Source organism: Actimicrobium sp. CCC2.4, assembly GCF_034347385.1.
GTDB lineage: Bacteria > Pseudomonadota > Gammaproteobacteria > Burkholderiales > Burkholderiaceae_D > Actimicrobium.
Genome location: NZ_CP133777.1, coordinates 418,474 through 440,120 on the forward strand (window position 1 = coordinate 418,474; position 21,647 = coordinate 440,120).

Consider the following 21,647-nt stretch of genomic DNA (forward strand, 5'->3'; position numbering starts at 1 on the left):
GGGCAGCGCTTAGGACAACGCTTAGGACAAGTTCGGTGCCAGCCAGCGTTCGACATCTTCACGACTCGCGCCGCGACGGGTGACCATATCCTTGACCTGATCCTCGCCGATCTTGCCGACGCTGAAGTACTTCGATTGCCGATGGCCGAAGTAGAAACCGGCTACCGACGCACCCGGAAACATCGCATGCGATTCAGTCACCTGCATGCCGATATCGCCACACTGCAGCAGCGTGAACATCTCTTGCTTGACCGTGTGTTCCGGGCAGGCCGGATAACCCGGCGCCGGCCGTATACCCAGATACTGTTCCTTGATCATCTCGCTATTGCTGAGTGTTTCATCCGGCGTCGTGCCCCACAAATCGGTACGCACGCGCTCATGCATTTGCTCAGCAAACGCTTCAGCCAGACGGTCAGCCATCGACTTCAACATGATCGATGAATAGTCGTCATGGGCATCTTCAAAACGCTTTTCGTATTTCTCGATGCCGATGCCGGTAGTGACCGCGAACAGGCCGATGTAGTCGGCGATGCCGGACGATTTCGGCGCAATGAAATCGGCCAGACACTGGTTCGGACGAGCCACACCATCGATGACCGGCTTGATGGTTTGCTGGCGGATACCGTAGTACGTGAAGGCGACTTCGGTGCGGGTTTCGTCGGTATAGATCTCGATGTCGTCGTCATTGATGCTGTTGGCCGGCATCAGCGCGACCACGCCGTTGGCGGTCAGCCAGCGACCATCGATGACCTTCTTGAGTAGCGCGAGACCTTCTTCGTAGACCTTGCTGGCGGTCTCGCCGACGACTTCGTCAGTGAGGATTGCCGGGAACGGACCGGCCAGATCCCAGGTCTGGAAGAACGGTGCCCAGTCGATGTAGTTGGCGAGTGTGGCAAGGTCGACATTCCTGAACTCGCGCCGGCCGATGAACTTCGGTTTGACGGGGGCATCATTGCCGGTAAATGGCACCACCATTTTGTTGGCACGCGCCTGTGCGATCGACAGCATCGGCACCACCTTGCGGTTGGCATGCTGCTCGCGGATACGTTCGTAATCGGTGGCGATGTCGGCGATGTACTGGTCGCGTTGCTCCGGTGTCAGCAGCGATTGCGCGACCGATACCGAGCGCGACGCATCGGCCACGTAGACCACCGGGCCTTCGTAGTTGTGCGCGATTTTCACGGCGGTGTGCGCGCGCGAGGTGGTCGCGCCGCCGATCAGCAACGGGATCTTCATCATCCGGAAATACGGATCACGCTGCATTTCTTTGGCGACGTAGGCCATCTCTTCGAGTGACGGCGTGATCAATCCGGACAGCCCGATGATGTCGGCGTTTTCGGCCTTCGCACGCGCCAGAATTTCCGAGCACGGCACCATCACGCCCATGTTGACGACTTCAAAGTTATTACATTGCAGGACCACCGAAACGATGTTCTTGCCGATGTCGTGCACGTCACCCTTGACGGTGGCAATCACGATCTTGCCCTTGGCCTTGGCGGCGATGCCGGTCTTTTTTTCTTCGAGCTGCTTTTCGATTTCGATGAACGGAATCAGGTGGGCGACGGCCTGCTTCATCACGCGTGCCGACTTGACTACCTGCGGCAGGAACATCTTGCCCTGGCCGAACAAGTCGCCAACGATGTTCATGCCGTCCATCAGCGGGCCTTCGATCACGTGGATAGGCCGGCCGCCGTTGACCAGCAACTGCTGGCGCGCTTCTTCGGTGTCTTCGACGATCCATTGCGTGATGCCGTGGACCAGCGCGTGCGCCAGCCGTTTTTGCACCGGCCCCTCGCGCCATTCGAGGTTCTGTTCTTCCTTCTTGTCACCGGCTTTCAGGGTGCCGGCAATCTCGATCATGCGTTCGGTGGCATCTTCACGGCGATTCAGCACGACGTCTTCGACGCGCTCGCGCAGCTCGGGCGACAGCTCACTGTAGACGCCCATCATGCCGGCGTTGACGATGCCCATCGTCATGCCGGCCTGGATCGCGTGGTACAGGAACACCGTGTGGATCGCTTCGCGTGCCGGGTCGTTGCCGCGGAAGCTGAAGCTGACGTTCGAGACACCGCCACTGATCTTGGCATGCGGTAGATTCTTGCGGATCCAGCGTGTCGCGTCGATGAAGTCAACCGCGTAATTATTGTGTTCCTCGATGCCGGTGGCGATCGCAAAAACGTTCGGGTCGAAGATGATGTCTTCGGGTGGGAAGCCGACTTTCGACACCAGCAGGTTGTAGGCGCGCTGGCAGATTTCGGTCTTGCGCGCGAGCGTATCGGCCTGGCCTTTTTCATCGAAGGCCATCACGATCACGGCCGCACCGTAGCTGCGGCACAGACGGGCCTGGCGCAGGAATTCATCCTCGCCTTCCTTCATCGAAATCGAGTTCACGATCGACTTGCCCTGCACGCACTTCAGGCCCGCTTCGATGACTGACCACTTCGACGAATCGATCATGATCGGTACGCGGGCGATGTCCGGCTCGGACGCCACCAGATGCAAAAAGCGCGTCATTGCAGCGACTGAATCGAGCATCGCTTCATCCATGTTGATATCGATGACTTGCGCGCCGTTTTCGACTTGCTGGCGGGCGACAGCGATGGCTTCATCGTATTGCTCGTTGAGAATCAGGCGCGAGAAGGCCTTCGAGCCGGTGACGTTGGTGCGCTCCCCGACGTTCACGAACAGTGAATCGTCATCGATGACGAAGGGCTCGAGACCTGAGATGCGCATTGCTTGCGGAATGACGGGAATCTGACGCGGCGCGATGCTGGCGACGGTTTGCGCAATCGCGCGGATATGGTCCGGCGTGGTGCCGCAGCAGCCGCCGGCGATGTTGACGAAACCGCTTTCCGCGAAGTCTTTCAGCAGCGCAGAAGTCACGTCCGGGGTCTCATCGAAGCCGGTATCGCTCATCGGGTTCGGCAAGCCGGCATTCGGGTAAATACAGACGAAGGTGTCGGCGATTTTCGACAGCTCTTCGGCATACGGACGCATCAGCGCCGCACCCAGTGCGCAGTTCAGGCCGATCGTCAGCGGTCGGGCATGGCGCACTGAATTCCAGAATGCCGGCACGGTCTGACCGGACAAAATACGGCCCGATGCATCGGTGACGGTACCCGAAATCATGATTGGCAAGCGCTTGCCGGATTCCTCGAAAAAAGTGTCGATGGCAAACAGCGCGGCCTTGCAATTGAGCGTATCGAAGATGGTTTCGACCAGCAGGATGTCGGAGCCGCCTTCGACCAGCGCACGGGTCTGATCCAGATAGGCTGCGACAAGCTGATCGAAGGTGACGTTGCGGGCCGCAGGGTCGTTGACATCCGGCGAAATTGAGGCGGTTTTTGGTGTCGGCCCGAGCGTGCCTGCGACGAAGCGCGGCTTGTCCGGGGTCGAGTACTTGTCGCAGGCCGCGCGGGCCAGACGCGCCGACGTGACATTCATCTCGTAGGCCAGATGCGCCATGTGATAGTCGTCCTGCGCGACGGTGGTCGCACCGAAGGTATTGGTCTCGATCATGTCGGCACCGGCATCGAGGTATTGCTCGTGGATTTCGCTGACGATCTGCGGCTGCGTCAGCGATAGCAATTCATTGTTGCCCTTGACGAAGAGTTCGCGGCCCGGCCCGGTGAAATCGGCGAAGCGCGGTCCGCGGTAATCCTCTTCGCTCAGCTTGTATTGCTGGATCATCGTGCCCATCGCGCCATCGAGGATCAGGATGCGGCGCGACATCAGGTCGCGCAAGAGTGTTTCGGTGGCGGAGAAAGCGTCGCGTTTCATGGTGTGCTCGATGAAAAAGGTGTCTGGAAATGCAAAACCCGGCTTGCAAAGCGGAGCCGGGTTTCTTTTGGGCCGCTTTAGCGGTATTTATTTGGGCCCGTGCCGTCGTTGCAGGGGCCTGGCGCCCGCAAGCTGGGTTTGACTTTGTGGATCAAATCGGCGCTGGAAAATTATACGTCAAAGCGTCGAATGCCGACTCCGGCCAAAAAAAAGCCCGCTAAAGAGGCGGGCTTGAATCCATATCAAAAAGATGAGACATGGAGGAGACAGGACGAGTATGGGGCGACACGCCGCAGCCCGCCAATTGTCTTTTGGCATAGCAGATATCGGATTGATGAATACCAGTGCAGATTGTGAGGGTGTGTCTGTCATCCTGCAGGAAAAACCTGCGCGCAAGTACCGGCGGCAATCGGAGACCCCTTGAGAAATTCCGATGCGGGCAAGCGCTTGCCACCGGGTTTTTGTAGCTCCGTCAGTCGCAGTGCGCTGCGACCGCAGGCAATCACCAATCCGGAGATGGCATCGGCGGCGATGATTTCGCCAGGCAAAGCCAGCTCCGAGCAAGCCACGACTTCAGCGCGCCAGATCTTGATGGCAACGCCGCCTATCAGGGCGCTGGCACCTGGTGCCGGATGGAAGGCGCGTATCTTGCGCGACAGCAGTTCGGCGGGTTGCGCAAAATCCAGTGCGGCTTCTTCCTTGCTGATCTTGGCGGCATAACAGGTGCCGCTATCGGGTTGCTTTGTGGCGAGCAGCGCGCCGCGTTCGAGCTGGCGTAGCGCGTCGACGATCAGTTTTCCACCGAGCGACGCAAGCCGGTCGTGCAAGCTGCCGGTCGTGTCGTCCGCATCGATCACTAGCCGCTCGACCAGCAGCATCGGTCCGGTATCGAGACCTTTATCCATTTGCATGATGGTGATGCCGGTCTCCGGGTCGCCGGCTTCGATGGCGCGGTGGATCGGCGCGGCGCCGCGCCAGCGTGGCAGCAGCGAAGCGTGGATATTCAGGCAGCCCGATGGCGGGATCGCCAGAACCGATGGCGGCAGGATCAGGCCATAGGCGGCGACGACCATCACGTCATGCGGCGTGGCACGCAACAGTGCATCGGCTTCGCTGGCGGCATCGGGATATTTGCCATCCAGCCGTAATGACACCGGTTGCGCTACCGGAATGCCGTGCGCCAGCGCAAATTGTTTCACCGCAGAGGCATGCAATTGCATGCCCCGTCCGGCCGGGCGATCGGGCTGCGTCAGCACCAGCGGGATGTCGAAGCCGGCAGCGTGGATTGCGGCCAGTGCGACGGCGGCAAATTCCGGCGTGCCGGCAAAGATGATTTTCATGAGGGCGATTTTTCCTGGCGGGTCGCCGTGATCAGCGATCGCTGTTACGTTTCTTGTCGCGATTGAGTTCGCGTTCTTCCTTGAGCATCTTCGCTTTGATCCGGTTGCGTTTGAGCGGCGACAGATACTCGACGAATACCTTACCTTTCAGGTGGTCCATCTCATGCTGGATGCAGACCGCCAGCAAGCCATCGGCGGTGATGTCGAAGACTTTACCGTCGACGTCGAGGGCGCGCACCTTGATACGGGCATGCCGCTCCACACCGTCATAGACGCCGGGTACCGACAGGCAACCTTCGTCATAGAGCTGCATTTCGGTGCTGGCCCAAGTGATTTCCGGGTTGATCAGCACGCGCAGTTCCGACTGATTATCGGAGATGTCGACAATGATCAATTGCTCATGCACGTCGACCTGCGACGAAGCCAAACCGACGCCGGGGGCGTCGTACATGGTTTCTGCCATATCGGCGACAAGCTGTTTCAGTCGAGTATCGAACACCGTCACTGGACGGGCAATCTTGTGCAGGCGCTGGTCGGGGTAACGCAATATATTTAGTAATGGCATACGGCTTTTGCGCAACAATGCGCTTAATGATGAACGTGTTTTATCTTGCTAGTTCAAGGATTTGTGGGCAGACTTTGATTCAATTTGGCAAGTTTTTCCACGCATTTCCTTGCGTATGTACTCTGTCGCAAGGCTGCCCATTCAGGCCACGCGCACACTCACCGGATCAACCATGAAAAAGTTTAGCACAGCCGTCCTCTGCTTCGCCTTTGCCGCAGCCTCGCTTTCCCTGGTCGCGTCGAGCGTGCAAGCAGCACCGGCACGCTGCGAATTCCTGGCCAATGCGCCCGACAGTCATCTGGTCGTCAAGGGCGATACGCTCTGGGATATCTCCGGAAAATTCCTGCAGCATCCGTGGTGCTGGCCGCAAGTGTGGGACATGAATCGTGACCAGATCCGTAATCCGCACTGGATTTATCCCGGACAAATTGTGTATTTCGACCGTATCAATGGCCGTTTGCGATTAGGCAAGCCGATGGGTGACATGTCGATCGACCGGGTATCACCGCGCATCCGTATCGAAGGACTTGGCCAGGAAGCGATCCCTGCGATCCCGTCGAATGTGATCGAGCCGTTCCTGTCGCAGCCGCTGATCATCGAAGAAAATGAATTGCAAGGCACGCCACGTATCGTCGCAACGCAGGAAGGCCACGTCTTCCTCGGTAAAAACGACAAGGCCTACGTGCGTGGTGACCTCAAGGCAGACACGTCGTTCCAGGTATTCCGGCCAGGCTTGCCACTGAAAGACCCCGAAACCGGAAAAATCATTGGTTACGAAGCCGCTTATCTCGGCAGCGTCAAGCTCGTGCAGGCTGACAAGAGCGGCGGCGATAGTGCCCATGTCTTTACAGTCGTGGCCGCCAAGGAAGAAATGGGCGTCGGCGACCGCTTGTTGCCGGTACCGCCTGCGCCTATCCTGAACTATGTGCCGCATCCACCGGAACAGTCCGTGAACGCGCGCATCGTTTCGATTTACGGCGGCGTCACCCATGCCGGTCAGAACCAGATTGTCACTATTAATCGTGGCAAGAGTGACGGTATCGATATTGGCACGGTGTTGCAGCTAAGCCGCTCCGGTGCAGTCATCATCGACAAGACCGAAGGCAAGAAGGAAAAGATCAAGCTACCCGATTCCGACTATGGCACCTTGTTCGTATTCCGCGTCTTTCACAACATCTCGTACGCGCTGATCATGCAGGTCAGCGATTCGGTACAGATCGGGGACGTGGCCAAATCACCGGAGTAAATCCTGCCATCGACTGCCGAACCCCTGATCGAACCGCTTGAAGTCGCTGCGTGGATACGGCTGGAGCAAACGCACGGCGTCGGCAATGTGACGGCGCGTCAATTGCTGACGCACTTCGGATTGCCGGACAATATCTTTGCTGCCGGTCAGGCGGCACTCAGTGCGCTGGTCGGCCTGCCACTGGCCCGTGCACTGACCGCACCGGTCCCTGTCCGTACTCAAGTCCTCATCGATTACACGCTGCTCTGGTTGCAGCATCCTCATCATTATTTTCTTACCCTGGCTGATCCGCGCTATCCGCAGAGCTTGCTGGATATCCCCGATCCGCCGATCACGCTGTATGTCAAAGGATGCATTGGGTTGCTGCAGATGCCATCCATCGCCATCGTTGGCAGTCGTAATGCCACGGCGCAAGGGGTGCTCAATGCGGAACGGTTTGCCGCGTCGCTCAGCCAAGCCGGCTTCCCGGTGGTGTCCGGGCTGGCGATGGGGATCGATGCGGCCGCGCACGCGGGGGCGCTGTTGCATGCAGGTTCAACCATTGCGGTGATCGGCACCGGGATCGACATCATTTATCCGGCGCGCAATCGGGCATTGGCGGCACGGATTGCAAAAGACGGTTGCGTGGTCAGCGAATACGCCCTCGGTACCGAAGCGCTCTCCGCTAATTTCCCGCGCCGCAACCGCTTGATCAGTGGTTTGTCGCGTGCCGTACTGGTCGTCGAAGCAGCAGCCCGGTCCGGATCGTTGATCACGGCCCGGGTCGCCGCCGAACAAGGTCGCGATGTCTTTGCAATTCCGGGTTCGATCCATGCACCCCTGTCGAAGGGTTGTCATTGGCTGATCAAGCAGGGTGCCAAGCTGGTCGAATCGGCACAGGACGTCCTCGAAGAAATCGCACCGGCCGCACCGACGCCGGGCGCGCACGATACCGCAGTCCGGGTCGTGCCGCCGGCATTGGACGCCCTGCTAGCGGCACTCGGTTTTGATCCGGTCGATAGCGATGGTCTGGTAGCGCGAACCGGGCTGGAGGTGGCCACACTGAGTGCGCAATTGCTGGAGCTGGAACTGCTCGGATGCCTGGAAGTACTGCCTGGCGGGAATTACCGGCGAGTCGGGTAGAATCCCGACTCGCCGGGCACGGGCACCTGCGCTGCATAGGGCGCAACTGCCTCCCGAAACCCTTTTCGCAAACGCTGCACGATGCTTGTGCCAGCGCGATCTAACCGCTACAGTGCATTCATGTTCGACGTCCTTGTCTACCTCTACGAAACCTATTACCGTCCGGATGCCTGCCCACCACCGGCTGCACTGGTCAAGAAACTGTCGGCAATCGGTTTCGATGACGACGAGATCACCAGCGCACTCGACTGGCTCACGGATCTCGCACAAACCACCACGACGCTGGCCGGACAGTACCCGCAGCAAGCCGCATTTTCATTTGGTACGCGCATTTACGTGCAACAGGAAATGGACGCGCTGGGAACGGCCGCCGTCGGTTTCATCCAGTTCCTCGAGGCCGCCAAGCTGCTCAATCCGGTCCAGCGCGAGATCGTTATCGAGCGGGCACTTGCCGTCAGCGGTACCCTGATCTCGCTCGACAAGCTGAAGGTCATCGTGCTGATGGTATTGTGGAGTCAAGGCAAGGAGCCTGACGGCTTGATGTTCGACGAACTCTTCCTCGATGATGACGAGCCCGAGCCAAGGCAATTACATTAACCGGCCACCTGCTGCGACACCGTCGTGTCGCCCTCTTCGTTGCGACGAACCCCGGTTGCGGCTTTTGCAGGAACCCGCTTATTATCACTTTCGGTTGCCCGCGGTCAGCAACCTGTTACCGCGTAAGATTGCGGAGACGGGCTGTATGATGCGGTCAACGACGCTAACCGCCACGGGGCGAACGCCCTTTTTCCGAGACCAGACTCCATGACTAAAACCCTCATCATCGCCGAGAAGCCTTCTGTCGCGAACGACATTGCGAAGACGCTCGGTGGCTTCACCAAGCACGATGAGTATTTTGAATCCGACGAATACGTATTGTCGTCCGCCGTCGGTCACCTGCTGGAAATCGCAGTGCCGGAAGAATTCGATATCAAGCGCGGCAAATGGAGCTTTGCCCATCTGCCGATGATTCCACCGTACTTTGCCCTGAACCCGATCGCCAAGACCGAAGCGCGCCTGAAAGTGCTGAACCGGCTGATCAAGCGCAAGGATGTCACTGCCCTGATCAATGCCTGCGATGCCGGGCGTGAAGGCGAACTGATCTTCCGGCTGATCGCCCAGAATGCCAAGGCCAAGCAACCGATCAAGCGGCTCTGGCTGCAATCAATGACGCCCGGTGCGATCCGCGAAGCCTTCACCAATTTGCGCGACGATGCCGAGATGCTGCCGCTGGCCGATGCCGCACGCTGCCGCAGCGAAGCCGACTGGCTGATCGGCATCAACGGCACCCGTGCAATGACGGCCTTCAACTCGAAGGAAGGTGGTTTTTACCTGACCACGGTCGGTCGGGTCCAGACCCCGACGCTGTCGATCGTCGTGCTGCGCGAAGAGAAAATCAAGAAGTTCGTGGCCCGGGATTTCTGGGAAGTACGGGCCGATTTCGTCTGCGCTGCCGGTGTCTACGAAGGCCGCTGGCTCGATACCAAATTCAAGAAGGACGAGACCGATCCCGAGAAGCGCGCCGAGCGTCTCTGGAGCAAGGCAGCCGCCGAATCGATCGTCGCCGCCTGTCGTTCCAAGCAGGGCAATGTCACCGAAGAATCCAAACCGACCACCTCGATGGCACCCGGCCTGTTCGACCTGACCAGCCTGCAGCGTGAAGCCAATGCACGCTTCGGTTTCTCGGCCAAGAACACGCTCGGTCTGGCGCAGGCGCTGTACGAAAAGCACAAGGTGCTGACTTATCCGCGGACCGACTCGCGCCATCTGCCGGAAGACTACATCAGCACCGTCAAGGAAACGCTGGAGACGATTTCCGAGAACAACAACTATTACCAGTTTGCTGCGCAGATCCTCAATGGCAATTGGGTCAAGCCGAACAAGCGCATCTTCGACAACACCAAGATCAGCGATCACTTCGCGATCATCCCGACCACGCAAGCGCCTAAGAACTTGTCCGAGCCGGAGCAGAAGCTCTATGACCTCGTCACGCGCCGCTTCCTCGCGATCTTTTTTCCGGCCGCCGAATTCCAGGTCACGACGCGCTTTACCGAAGTCTCCGGGCATCAGTTCAAGACCGAAGGCAAGGTCATGGTCAACCCGGGCTGGCTGGCCGTGTACGGCAAGGACGTGGTCGATCCAAAAGCCGCCGATGGCGACGGTACGCTGGTCGCCGTGGCCAAGGGCGAAAAAGTCCAGACCGACACGATTGCCGCCAACGGCCTGGTCACCAAGCCGCCCGCCCGCTACACCGAAGCCACGCTGTTGTCGGCGATGGAAGGTGCCGGCAAGCTGATCGACGATGAAGAATTGCGCGATGCGATGGCCGGCAAGGGCCTCGGCACGCCAGCCACCCGCGCTGCGACGATCGAAGGCTTGATCAACGAGCGTTACCTGCTGCGCGAAGGCCGGGAAATGATCCCGACGGCCAAGGCGTTCCAGCTGATGACGCTGTTGCGCGGTCTCGGCGTGAACGAACTGACTGCGCCGGAACTGACCGGTGAATGGGAATACAAGCTCTCGCAAATGGAGCGCGGCAAGATCAGTCGCGAGGAGTTCATGCGCGAGATCGCGCAAATGACGCAGATCATTGTCAAGCGCGCCAAGGAATACGACAACGTCACCATTCCCGGCGACTACACGACCCTGAAAACGCCATGCCCGAATTGCGGCAGCGTGGTCAAGGAAAACTATCGTCGCTTCGCCTGCACCAAGTGCGAATTCTCGATGAGCAAGACGCCGGGCAGTCGCCAGTTCGAAATCCCCGAAGTCGAGGAACTGCTGACCAACCGCACCATCGGACCGCTGCAGGGATTTCGCTCCAAGATGGGCCGGCCGTTCGCCGCCATCCTGAAAATCTCGCGCGACGAAGAGATCAAGAACTGCAAGCTCGAATTCGATTTCGGCCAGAACGATGAAGAAGGCGAGAACGGCGAGGGTGTCGATTTCACCGGCCAGACCGCGCTCGGTCCATGTCCGAAATGCGGCAACGGCGTGTTCGAACTGGGCCTGGCCTACGTCTGCGAAAAGAGCGTGGCCAAGCCGAAGGAATGCGATTTCCGCAGCGGTCGCATCATCCTGCAGCAGGAGATCCTGCCGGAGCAGATGGTCAAATTGCTCAACGAAGGCAAGACCGACCTGATGCCGGGTTTCGTGTCGCAACGCACACGCCGGCCGTTCAAGGCCTTCCTGGTCAAGGGCAAGGATGGCAAAGTCAGCTTCGAGTTCGAAGAGCGCAAAGCCAAGGCGCCGGCCAAGGGCAAGGCTGCTGCGGTTGAAGCTGACGAGGGCGATGCGCCCGAGGCAACCAAAGTCGTGAAGCTGGCCGCCAAACCGGCAGCCAAAAAAGCAGCGCCGAAAAAGGTCGCCGCCAAGAAGCCCGCAGTGCGCAAACCGGCAGTAAAAAAAGCCAGTGCATGATTGGCTTGCATCAGGAGTCGCTGCTTATTTTTTAAGCAGGCTCCTGATGCCATGCTATCGTCTCGTCAAGCCTACTTTTTGAAGGAACACTGATGAACGAGATCACTCAAAGCTTGCCCGAAAAAGACGATTGCAATTTCGCGATGCTGGCGCATCTGCTGGGGATTTTTACCGGTTTCATCGGTGCGCTGCTGATCTGGCTGCTCAAGAAAGACAGCTCGGCATACATTGCGCAAGAGTCCGCCGAAGCCCTCAACTTCCAGCTTACCGTGATGATCGGTTACGTGATTTGCGGGGTACTGACGCTGGTCCTGATCGGCTTGCTGGCGTTCCCGCTGCTGTACGTTGTCAACATCGTGTTCTGCATTCTCGGGGCGGTGGCGGCGTCCAAGGGGACCGGCTACCGGTATCCGTTTGTGCTGCGGCTGATCAAGTAATGATCCTGCGGTGCAATGCCCTTCGGTTATTGCACCCTACGATTTGCCGGACGCCGACGATTGGTGGCGGCCGCAACAGATCAAGGTCAACATCCACGTCCATTCGTAGGGTGCAATAACCGCAGGGCATTGCACCAAATGCCCCGCTCGCGCTCGTCAATCCCAATCCGGTTAGCGCGGGGTAGACCCTCTCCGCCACTTCCGCCTTAGCCAAGCCGGCAACTTCTCCAGATCATCGATATACGTAAACACCGCCGGCACCACCAGCAGGCTGAGCAAGGTCGACGTGATCAGTCCGCCGATGACCGCAATGGCCATCGGCGAACGGAAGCTCGGATCGGCACCCCAGCCCAGCGCCAGCGGCATCATGCCGGCACCCATCGCGATTGTCGTCATGATGATGGGCCGGCTGCGCTTGTGGCAGGCATCGACCAGTGCATCGAAGCGATTCATGCCGGCCTGGCGCGCGAGGATCGCGTAATCGACCAGCAGGATGGAATTTTTCGTGACGATTCCCATCAGCATGATCAGGCCGATCATCGATGGCATCGACAAGGCCCGGCCGGTGACGAGCAGCGCGACGAAGGCCCCGCCTATCGATAGCGGCAGCGCGGCGAGAATCGTCACCGGTTGCATGAAGTCCTTGAACAGCAGCACCAGCACGCCGTAAATGCACAGCACGCCAATGGCCATCGCCAGACCAAAACTGGCGAACAGTGCTTTCATTTCCTGTGCATCGCCGAGTTCGGCGATCTTCACCGAGGGGGGCAAATTGCGCAGCGACGGCAGCGCCCGCGCCTCCTTGTTCACATCGCCAAGGGTACGGCTACCAAGCTCGATATTGAGCGTCACGTTGCGGCTGCGGTTGAGCCGGTCGATTTGCGCCGGCCCGCTTTCCATCGTGATGCTGGCGACCGTACCGAGCATGACCGGACCGTTCTTGCCGGGCACCGTCAGACGGGCGATGGCATCGAGGTCGGCGCGTACGGCATCCGGCAGCTTGACCCGGATTGGTACCTGCCGTTCCGGCAGATTGAGCTTGGTCAGATTGGTGTCGTAGTCGCCGGCAGTGGCTACCCGCACCGTTTCACCGATGCTGGCAGCGGTCACGCCCAGATCCGCGGCGCGCGCGAAATCAGGCCGCACGATGATTTCCGGGCGCACCAGCGAGGCGGTCGAATTGACGTTACCGATACCTTGCAGCGTGCGCAGTTCGCGCGTCACCTTCTGCGCTGATTCCGACAGCGTGACCGGATTTTCGCTCTGCAAGACCAGCTGCATCTTGACCCCGCTATCGGGCGGACCCACCGTGAAGCGCGCACCGGGGATGACGGCAATGCGCTGGCGCAGCGCGCCTTCGAGCTGGGCCATGCTCTCCTTGCGGTCGGTGCGATGCACGGTGGTCAGCGTCAGCACCGTACGACGCGCTTCGGCCGACGCACCCGGGGCAAAGGCGTCGCCGCTGGAGCCTCCGCCGACCGAACTGAATACGCCGGTGATGCCCTTGACCTGCATCGCCAGTACGCGGGCGCGTTCGGCGACGACGGCAGTTTCCTGCAAGGTGCTACCCGGTGCCAGCTCGATATTGATCTGGGTCTGGCCACGGTCGGCGGCCGGGACAAAGCCGGTCGGCAGCAGCGGCACCAGCGCAATCGAGGCAATGAAAAAAATCCCCGCACCGATGCCGGTCAGGATGCGGTGACGCAGGCACCACTGCATCGTGGTCATGTACCGGCGCATCAGCCAGCCATCTTTTTGTTCGGTCTCGCTGGTGGGCTTGAGAATGTAGGCGGCCATCATTGGTGTGAGCAGGCGGGCCACCATCAGCGAAGCGATGATCGCCAGTACGGCGGTCCAGCCGAACTGCTTGAAGAATAGTCCCGGTATGCCTGCCATGAAGGCGGTCGGCAGGAACACCGCGACCAGGGCGAAGGTAGTCGCAATGACCGCCATGCCGATTTCATCGGCGGCTTCCAGCGCTGCCTGCATCGGCGACTTGCCCATGCGCAGATGGCGCGAAATGTTTTCGATTTCGACGATTGCATCGTCGACCAGCACGCCGACCACCAGCGCCAGCGATAGCAGTGTCACGGTATTGAGCGTGTAGCCGAAATACTTCAGGCCGAGGAAGGTCGGGATCACCGACAGCGGCAAGGCCGCCGCGGCCACCAGCGTGGCGCGCCAGTCGCGCAGAAACCACCACACCACCAGCACTGCCAGCAACGCGCCTTCGTACAGCAGCTCCATCGAGCCGTCGAAGTTTTCCTGGACCGGGCGGGCGTTGTCGATTACCTGTTTGAGCAAAATCGTGGGATGCGCTGCCTGCAGTTCGGCGACCGCCTTACGCGCCTCACGCGCAATGTCGAGTTCGCTGGCACCCTTGGTGCGGAAAATTTCAAACCCGACCACGCGCTGCCCATCCTGCGTCGCCAGCGAGCGCGGTTCGGCCACGGTATCGATGACGCGGGCCACTTGATCGAGCCGGATATGCCGGCCATCAGTCAGCGGGATATCCAGCTGCGCCAGCCCGGCCGCGCTCTGCACGGTCGCGATGGTCCGTACCGACTGCTCGGCACCGCTGACATCGCCACGTCCGCCCGGCGCTTCCTGTTGCACCAGTCGCAAGCGGCGCGAGACTTCCACTGCGGTCACTTTTAGCGCCGCCATACGCGCGGCATCGAGCTCCACCCGCACTTCGCGGTTGACGCCACCGACGCGCTTGACGGCACCGACGCCGCGAATACTGAGCATGCGTTTCGAGACCGTGTTGTCGACGAACCAGCTCAGTTCCTGCTGGTCCAGCGCCGAGCCCGCCGCAGCCGATGCGACAAAGGTCAGCACCACGCGGCCGGCTGTCGAAGCCTTCGTCACCGATGGATCGCGCAGCTCGCTGGGCAGGTCGGCGCGGATCCGCGCCACCGCATCACGGACATCATTGACGGCTTCGGCCAGCGGCTTTTCGAGCACGAACTCGACCGTCACAGTGACCGCACCATCGAGCACCTTGGTATAGATATTCTTGATGCCTTGCAGCGTTGCCACCGAGTCTTCGATCTTGCGGGCGACTTCGGTTTCGAGCTGGGCCGGTGCCGCGCCCGGCAGCGACGCGCTGACCGTCACGATGGGCAGTTCGATATCCGGGAAATCCTGCACGGCGCTGTCGCGAAACGACAGCACGCCGGCCAAAGTCAGCAACACGAACAGCATGATCGCGGGGATCGGGTTCTTGATCGAGAAAGCGGAAAAATTCACGCGGTGTCCTTGGTGGCTATCGGGGTGCTATCGGGGTGCTATCGGGGTACGGCGGCGCTGACCTGGCGCACCAGATCGCCGTCATTGAGGAAACCGGCACCGGTGATTACCAGCGCCATCTCCGGCGTGACGCCATCGAGCAATTCGATGCGTTCGGCCAGCCGCCTGCCGGGTGTCACCTTGAGCTGACTCACATGCTGGTCGGCATTGAGCCGGAACACGTAGCTGAAGCCGTCGCGCACCACCACCGCCTGTTGCGGCACGGTCAGCGCGGTCGAGTTGCCGAGCGCGAAATCCCCGCGTGCAAACATGCCGGCCCGGGCCGGTGCGGTCTTGCCGGTGGCTGCTTGCAGGTCGACGTAAACCAGCGCGGTGCGCGTCTGCACATCGACGGTCGGGGCGATCATGCGGACTTTGCCGGTCAGCGTGCTGCCGTTGGCCGCTACTACGCTGACCGCCATGCCGGGACGAATGCGACCGAGTTCAGCGGCGATGACTTCGGCACGCCACTCGAGCCGGCCCTGACGAATCATCCGGAACAATTCGGACCCGGCCGGCACCACCGAACCGACGGTGGCGGTGCGTGCCGAGATGATGCCGCTGTCCGGTGCCACCAGACGGGTATGGCGCAGCCGCACTTGCTGGACGTCCAGCGTGGCCTTGGCCGATGCGACACGGGCCCTGGCCGTCTGTTCCGTTGTCAAATACTGGTTGATCTGCTGGGCACTGAGGGCACCGGTGTCCTGCAGCGTGCGGGCGCGGGCCGCATTGCCGCTGGCATCGGCAGCACTGGCTTCGGCTTCCATCAGACTGGCGCGCGCCTGCGCGACATCGGCATTGATTGATTCATCGGAAAAGCGCGCCAGCAGCTGGCCGGCCTGCACCGTGTCGCCGATATTGACCTTCACCTCGACCAGGCGCAAGCCGTTCGATTCGCTGCCGATGACAGCCTCCTGCCAGGCGGCGATATTGCCGTTGGCCGACAGACGCACCGGCAGGCTGGCGCTGGTCGCCCGGGCGGTGGTCACGCTGAGTGCCGGCGTGGGGCCGGTGGCCGGTTTGTCGGCGGCGAGGGCGCTGGCGCTACACAGCAGCGCCAGCAAAAACAGGGGCAGGCGAATCGTCATGTCGGGTCTTTCGGTGTGTCTGTTGAATCGATGGAGGCGTTATTCGACGCATCGGGTGCGCGCCAGCCGCCACCGGCGGCGCGATACAGCGCGATCCATGCGGCATTGCGTTGCTGCTGCAGCGATACCTGGCTCAGTTCGGCGGCCAGGCGCAGGCGTCGCGCATCTTCGAGTTCGACCAGGCTGGCCAGGCCGCTGCGGTAGCGGCTCTCGGTACCATTGAACGACAGGCGGTAACCATCGACTGCGCGCACGGCATCATCGCTGCGGCGCGCCGTGCTATCGAGATTGACCAGCGCTTCTTCGACCTCGCGCACGGCCTGTCGCACCCGCGCCCGATACAGCACGACCGCTTCGTCGTAACTGGCGCTGGCTGCGTCAATGTTGGCCACGCGTGTGCCGGCATCAAACAGCGGCAGCGACACCGCCAGCGGACCGATGGCCCAGGTCGGGGCTTCGGTGGTTACGCCCACCGCACGAAACGCGCCGGCACCGACCGAGCCGCCCAGCGTCAGGCGCGGATAGCGTTGCGCCTGAGCGTTACCGACCGCGGCACTGGCGGCGGCGACTTCGCGCTCGGCATTGAAGACATCGGGACGCTGGCGCAGCGTCGCGGCCGGCAAACTGGTGATGACGATCGGTGTGAACAGCGCAGCCGGTGTGACCTCGCCCAGTTGCTGGCGCAAGTCCGGTTCGGTCATTGCCGTCAGTGCCACCAGCGTCTTGATGCCGATGTCGCACTGGGCCTGCTGTTGCGTGACGCGGCCGCTGGCTTCGGCGGCGCTGGCGCGCGCCAGTGCGGCCGTGGCCGGCGCGGTGAAGCCGGCCGTGGCACTGAGCTGCGACAAGCGCGCGGTTTCCGTGCGCGAGGCAGCGTCGGCGCGGGTGACGTCCAGCAAGCGCTGGCAGGCACGCAGGCCGTAATACTGATTGGCGATGTCGGCCGCGACCGATACCCGCGCGTCATGCCAGCCGGCTTGCGCACCAGCGAGTCTGGCCCGCGCGCCGTCCTGCGCAAACCGGCGTGCGCCGAAGACGTCGATTTCCCACGATGCTTGCAGCGCACCTTGAACCGTCGTGCTCAGCGGAATGCCGGGCTGGGCGCTGTTGCGGCTGCCGCTGGCGGTGGCATTGAGTGCCGGTACCAGGGCAGCCGATGCGCTCACTTGCACCGCGCGCGCCTGGCTGATGCGGGCGGCGGCCGAGGCTACGCTCGGGCTGACTGCCTGGCCGGCATCGATCAGCTGCACCAGCAGCGGATCGCCTTGCTGCTGCCACCAGCGGGTCAGGTCGGTGAGGCTGCCCTGATGCGGCAAGGGCGCACTCCAGCCGGGGGCGACGCCGGCATCGACACGCGCAGGTGGTGGCGCGATTGCGCAGCCGCCGAGCCAGAGCAAGGCGCACAGTTTGAATGGATTCATCGGTTCTTCGTGGAAGTGACAGCGGGCCGGAAAATATTCCGACGCCAATTACACCACAGAATTCCGCTGCAAGATTTGTCGCCGGCCGGCAGTTTGCGGCGCGCTTCGCCTACACTGCAGGCCTGCTATTTTTCACTTTCGAAGGAGGCCATTGTGGCCGCAACCAGTCTGTTTGCCCTGATCGACGATATCGCCTCCATCCTCGACGATGTCGCCCTGATGACCAAGGTCGCCGCCAAAAAATCCGCCGGCGTGCTCGGTGACGACCTGGCCCTGAATGCCGAGCAGGTCTCCGGGGTCCGGGCCGAGCGCGAGTTGCCGGTGGTGTGGGCGGTCGCCAAGGGATCGTTGCGCAACAAGCTGATCCTGGTGCCGGCCGCGCTGGCCATCAGCGCGCTGGCACCCTGGGCGGTGACGCCGCTGCTGATGCTGGGCGGGGCTTATCTGTGTTTTGAAGGCATCGAAAAGCTGGCACATACCTGGCTGCACGATGATGCCGGCGCGGCGGCCGGGCAGGCGCGCGTGCTCGACGCTTTAGCCAAGCCCGAAGTCGATCTGGTCGCGCTGGAAAAAAGCAAGATCCAGGGCGCGATCCGCACCGACTTTGTCCTGTCCGCCGAAATCATTGTCATCACGCTGGGGACCGTGGCCGGCGCGCCTTTCCTGTCGCAATTGACGGTACTGGCTGGCATCGCCGTGGTTCTGACGATTGCCGTCTATGGCATCGTCGCCGGCATCGTCAAGCTCGATGATGGCGGCCTGCTGCTCACGCGCAAGAGCGGCAGCGGACTGGTGGCGCAATGGCAGCGCCGTACCGGCAGGCTGATCCTGCGGGCCGCGCCGGTGATGATGAAATCGCTGTCAGTGATCGGTACCGTCGCGATGTTTCTGGTGGGTGGTGGCATTCTCACGCATGGCATGCCGGGTGCGCACCACCTCATCGAACAACTGCTGGCGACAGTGGCTGGCGTGCCGCTGCTGGGACCGGTGGCGGCTGTTGCCGGTGCGACGCTGCTTGATGGATTGGCTGGCATGGCGGCCGGGGTGGTCGTGCTGGCGCTGGTGACACTAGGCAAACGCGTGATCGGAAAACGTGCCGGTAGATAAAAAAAAGAACCAGTAAAAATGAAAACCGCGGCGATCAATCGACGATAATGCCCCTACTTGCAGTCGGGAATTATGTCGGGGCAATCCCGGTACGGTATTTCAGGAGAAACTATATGTTCAACAAGCTCAGCATCAAGTCGCGACTGATCTTTGTCATTGCCTTTTTGTGTGTGCAACTGATCGTCGGTGCACTGATCGGCATCATCAGTCTCGGCTTTGCCAATGAATCAACCAGGACGATTTACCAGGACCGGCTGGTCGCGATGGGGCGACTCGATCAAGTGGTCCGGTTGCAGATACAGAACCAGTTGCTGCTGACCCGTGCCGTTGCCGGCGAAGCGGCAATCGCGGGCAAGCTGCTTGAAGAGGTTGACAGCAATATCAAGCGCATCACGGCATCCTGGAACGATTACCTCGCGACCAAGCTGACCCCCGAAGAAAAAAGACTCGCCGACGAGTTCGTTGTGCGCCGCAAGCAATTCGTCGATGAAGGATTGCGGCCGGCTATCACGGCCTTGCGCGCACAAAACATTGAGCTGGCCCATACCGTGGTGTCCGGCCCGATGCTGCAGCTATCGGTTCCTGTCCAGGCCGGTATCGATGCGCTGCTCAAGCTGCAGCTCGATGTCGCCAAGAGCGAATACGACCAATCGATGGCGACTTACCACCTGGTACGCAACAGCTGTATCGCCGGTGTGCTGTTCGGGCTGGTGCTGGCGCTCCTGATCGGGATCTGGCTGGTGCGCGCCATCACCCGGCCACTCAATGCAGCGGTGCAGATCGCCGATGGCATTGCCGCCGGCAACCTCACGCAACGTATCGATGTGCAATCGGGCGACGAAACCGGCCGTCTGACGCAGTCCCTGAAAGACATGAACGAGAGCCTGATAGGTATCGTCAGCCAGGTGCGCAAGGGTACCGATACGATCGCTTCGGCATCAAGCCAGATCGCCAGCGGCAACATGGACCTGTCGTCGCGCACCGAAGAGCAAGCCAGCTCGCTGGAACAGACCGCCGCGTCGATGGAGCAATTGACCGCCACCGTCAAGCAGAACGCCGAACATGCACGGCAGGCCAATGACCTGGCGCAATCGGCGGCTGACGTCGCCGGCAAGGGCGGTGCCGTGGTGGCACAGGTGGTCGATACGATGGGCTCGATCAATGCCTCGTCCCAGAAAATTTCCGACATCATCGGCGTCATCGATGGCATCGCTTTCCAGACCAATATCCTCGCGCTCAATGCAGCGGTCGAAGCCGCCCGCGCAGGCGAACAGGGCCGCGGTTTTGCGGTCGTGGCATCGGAAGTGCGCAGTCTGGCGCAGCGCAGTGCTGCCGCCGCCCGCGAGATCAAGGTCCTGATCGGTAACTCGGTCGAGCAGGTCGAAGTCGGTGCCCGGCTGGTCGACCAGGCGGGAGCCACGATGGGCGAGATTGTCGACAGCGTGCAGCGCGTGACGACGATCATGCGCGAGATCACGCTGGCCAGCAGCGAGCAGACCACCGGTATCGAACAAATTAACCAGGCCATCACCCAGATGGACGAGGTCACGCAGCAAAATGCCGCGCTGGTGGAGCAGGCCGCCGCAGCGGCAGAAGCGTTGCAGGATCAGGCGGCGCACCTGGCGCAAGTTGTCGGCGTCTTCAAGCTCGACGGTGCCGCACCGGTCCGTGCCGCAACGCCGGTGGTGGCCGCACGCATAGTGAAAGCCCGTCCTGCCGCGCGGGTCGCCTTGCCGAAACCGGCGCGCGCAACCGCGCTCGCCAGCCGGCCGGCAGCACAGAACGAGTGGGAAGAGTTCTAATCCCTGTTTGCAGGCGCATGCCGGTGCCCGGTTGTTGTGAGGACCGGCATCCGCCTGAAAGAGTCCCGACTTAGCTTATTTTTCTGCTAGCCATCCCCCTATCACCACCATTCCTGATCTGCGTCAGACCACCCGCAATGCCAGCCGTCCGTCCGGAACTTCATATCGGCGCGTTTCTCTACCCTGCGCACTTTCGTGTCTTTCTTGCCGGCCCACGTCGGGTCATCACTTTTATCGATCAGGAGCTTTCATGACCAAACACCTCGTTCCCTTTGCCTGCCTGCTGTTGCTTGCCGCCTGCCAGTCGATGTCGCCATCCGAGACCAAGCCGCTGACGCCATCGGCGGGCGTGTCCCCGCCTGCGATGGACAGCAGTCCCGTCACGCCGTCGATGACACCGGAACCCATTGCGCCCGGAGGCGTGACGATGCCACCGGATGTGGGCACCGCCGGGCCGATGGTCGGGCCGAAATAATCAGCACGGGAAGTCGCTGCGCCGGCTTTCCAGATCCAGCAGAAATTGCTTGCGATCCAGTCCGCCGGCATAGCCGGACAGCGCGCCATGCCGGCCGAGCACGCGGTGACACGGCACCACGATCGACACCGGATTGCGGCCGATTGCGGTGCCGACCGCGCGCACAGCAGCCGGCCGTCCGAGGCGTTCGGCTTGCTTGCCATAGCTCGACGTGATGCCGTAACCGATGCTCCCGAGCATTTGCCAGACGCTGCGCTGAAAGACGGTGCCGGTCAGGTCCAGCGGCAAATCAAACATCGTGCGTGCTCCTGCAAAATAGTCGTCGAGTTGTTGCGCGGCCGCGCGTAAGTGGGCCTGCGCCGGATCATGCTGCCAGTCCCCGGTACCCTGAAAATACCGGTGCTGCTCGAAATACACGCCACACAGTCCGTGTGCGGTGGCGGCCAGCACCAGTTCGCCGAGCGGGCTCGGATGGTGCAGATACGACGTGGTGGGTACGGACATCGGGTGCTCC

15 protein-coding genes are annotated in these 21,647 nt (G+C 61.2%); 8 read left to right on the forward strand and 7 right to left on the reverse strand.

Going from position 1 to position 21,647, the window contains the following annotated elements; genetic code table 11:
• Window positions 1–21 precede the first annotated feature (21 nt).
• From metH to def, 3 genes are all read right to left on the reverse strand, one after another.
• Window positions 22–3,780, reverse strand: coding sequence for a methionine synthase (gene metH, locus RHM62_RS01970; protein WP_322123913.1), 3,759 nt, complete (start codon window positions 3,778–3,780; stop codon window positions 22–24).
• Window positions 3,781–4,148: 368 nt separating this feature from the next.
• Window positions 4,149–5,120 (reverse strand): methionyl-tRNA formyltransferase, encoded by a 972-nt coding sequence (fmt, locus tag RHM62_RS01975; RefSeq protein WP_322123914.1) that lies wholly within the window; start codon window positions 5,118–5,120, stop codon window positions 4,149–4,151.
• Between the two features lie 31 nt (window positions 5,121–5,151).
• On the reverse strand, window positions 5,152–5,685 hold the full coding sequence (def, locus tag RHM62_RS01980; protein WP_322123915.1) for a peptide deformylase: 534 nt from the start codon (window positions 5,683–5,685) through the stop codon (window positions 5,152–5,154).
• Between the two features lie 172 nt (window positions 5,686–5,857).
• Here def and RHM62_RS01985 point away from each other — a divergent pair, with 172 nt between their 5' ends.
• From RHM62_RS01985 to RHM62_RS02005, 5 genes are all read left to right on the forward strand, one after another.
• Complete coding sequence (locus RHM62_RS01985) at window positions 5,858–6,931, forward strand: LysM peptidoglycan-binding domain-containing protein (RefSeq protein WP_322123916.1); 1,074 nt, start codon at window positions 5,858–5,860, stop codon at window positions 6,929–6,931.
• Between the two features lie 102 nt (window positions 6,932–7,033).
• Window positions 7,034–8,053: a DNA-processing protein DprA gene (dprA, locus tag RHM62_RS01990; protein ID WP_322123917.1), complete on the forward strand. Its 1,020-nt coding sequence runs from the start codon at window positions 7,034–7,036 to the stop codon at window positions 8,051–8,053.
• Between the two features lie 120 nt (window positions 8,054–8,173).
• Window positions 8,174–8,650 carry a DUF494 family protein gene (locus tag RHM62_RS01995; protein WP_009667727.1) on the forward strand — a complete coding sequence of 159 codons (477 nt, stop codon included), beginning with the start codon at window positions 8,174–8,176 and terminating at the stop codon, window positions 8,648–8,650.
• Between the two features lie 207 nt (window positions 8,651–8,857).
• Window positions 8,858–11,512 (forward strand): DNA topoisomerase III, encoded by a 2,655-nt coding sequence (locus RHM62_RS02000; RefSeq protein ID WP_322123918.1) that lies wholly within the window; start codon window positions 8,858–8,860, stop codon window positions 11,510–11,512.
• Window positions 11,513–11,604: 92 nt separating this feature from the next.
• Entirely contained in the window at window positions 11,605–11,949 is a 345-nt protein-coding gene (locus RHM62_RS02005; RefSeq protein ID WP_322123919.1) for a DUF4870 domain-containing protein, read from the forward strand.
• A 171-nt stretch (window positions 11,950–12,120) separates the two neighbouring features.
• Here RHM62_RS02005 and RHM62_RS02010 read toward each other — a convergent pair whose 3' ends face one another.
• Genes RHM62_RS02010 through RHM62_RS02020 form a run of 3 tightly spaced genes read right to left on the reverse strand, consistent with a single transcriptional unit; the run spans window position 12,121 to window position 17,749 of the window.
• A complete protein-coding gene (locus tag RHM62_RS02010) occupies window positions 12,121–15,201 on the reverse strand; it encodes an efflux RND transporter permease subunit (protein WP_322123920.1) in 3,081 nt (1,026 codons plus the stop codon).
• 38 nt (window positions 15,202–15,239) lie between these two features.
• A complete protein-coding gene (locus RHM62_RS02015; protein ID WP_322123921.1) occupies window positions 15,240–16,328 on the reverse strand; it encodes an efflux RND transporter periplasmic adaptor subunit in 1,089 nt (362 codons plus the stop codon).
• Window positions 16,325–17,749, reverse strand: coding sequence for an efflux transporter outer membrane subunit (locus tag RHM62_RS02020; RefSeq protein WP_322123922.1), 1,425 nt, complete (start codon window positions 17,747–17,749; stop codon window positions 16,325–16,327). Before RHM62_RS02020 ends, RHM62_RS02015 begins: the two co-directional genes overlap by 4 nt.
• A 153-nt stretch (window positions 17,750–17,902) precedes the next feature.
• Between RHM62_RS02020 and RHM62_RS02025 the strand changes: the two genes are divergently transcribed.
• The 3 genes from RHM62_RS02025 to RHM62_RS02035 all read left to right on the forward strand — a co-directional run bounded on the left by RHM62_RS02025 (window position 17,903) and on the right by RHM62_RS02035 (window position 21,133).
• Entirely contained in the window at window positions 17,903–18,856 is a 954-nt protein-coding gene (locus tag RHM62_RS02025) for a DUF808 domain-containing protein (RefSeq protein WP_322123923.1), read from the forward strand.
• 113 nt (window positions 18,857–18,969) lie between these two features.
• Window positions 18,970–20,658 carry a methyl-accepting chemotaxis protein gene (locus tag RHM62_RS02030; RefSeq protein ID WP_322123924.1) on the forward strand — a complete coding sequence of 563 codons (1,689 nt, stop codon included), beginning with the start codon at window positions 18,970–18,972 and terminating at the stop codon, window positions 20,656–20,658.
• 250 nt (window positions 20,659–20,908) lie between these two features.
• Window positions 20,909–21,133, forward strand: coding sequence for a hypothetical protein (locus tag RHM62_RS02035; RefSeq protein WP_322123925.1), 225 nt, complete (start codon window positions 20,909–20,911; stop codon window positions 21,131–21,133).
• On the opposite strand, the gene RHM62_RS02040 is transcribed toward RHM62_RS02035, so the two are convergent.
• Entirely contained in the window at window positions 21,134–21,637 is a 504-nt protein-coding gene (locus RHM62_RS02040) for a methylated-DNA--[protein]-cysteine S-methyltransferase (protein ID WP_322123926.1), read from the reverse strand.
• Between the last annotated feature and the right edge of the window lie 10 nt (window positions 21,638–21,647).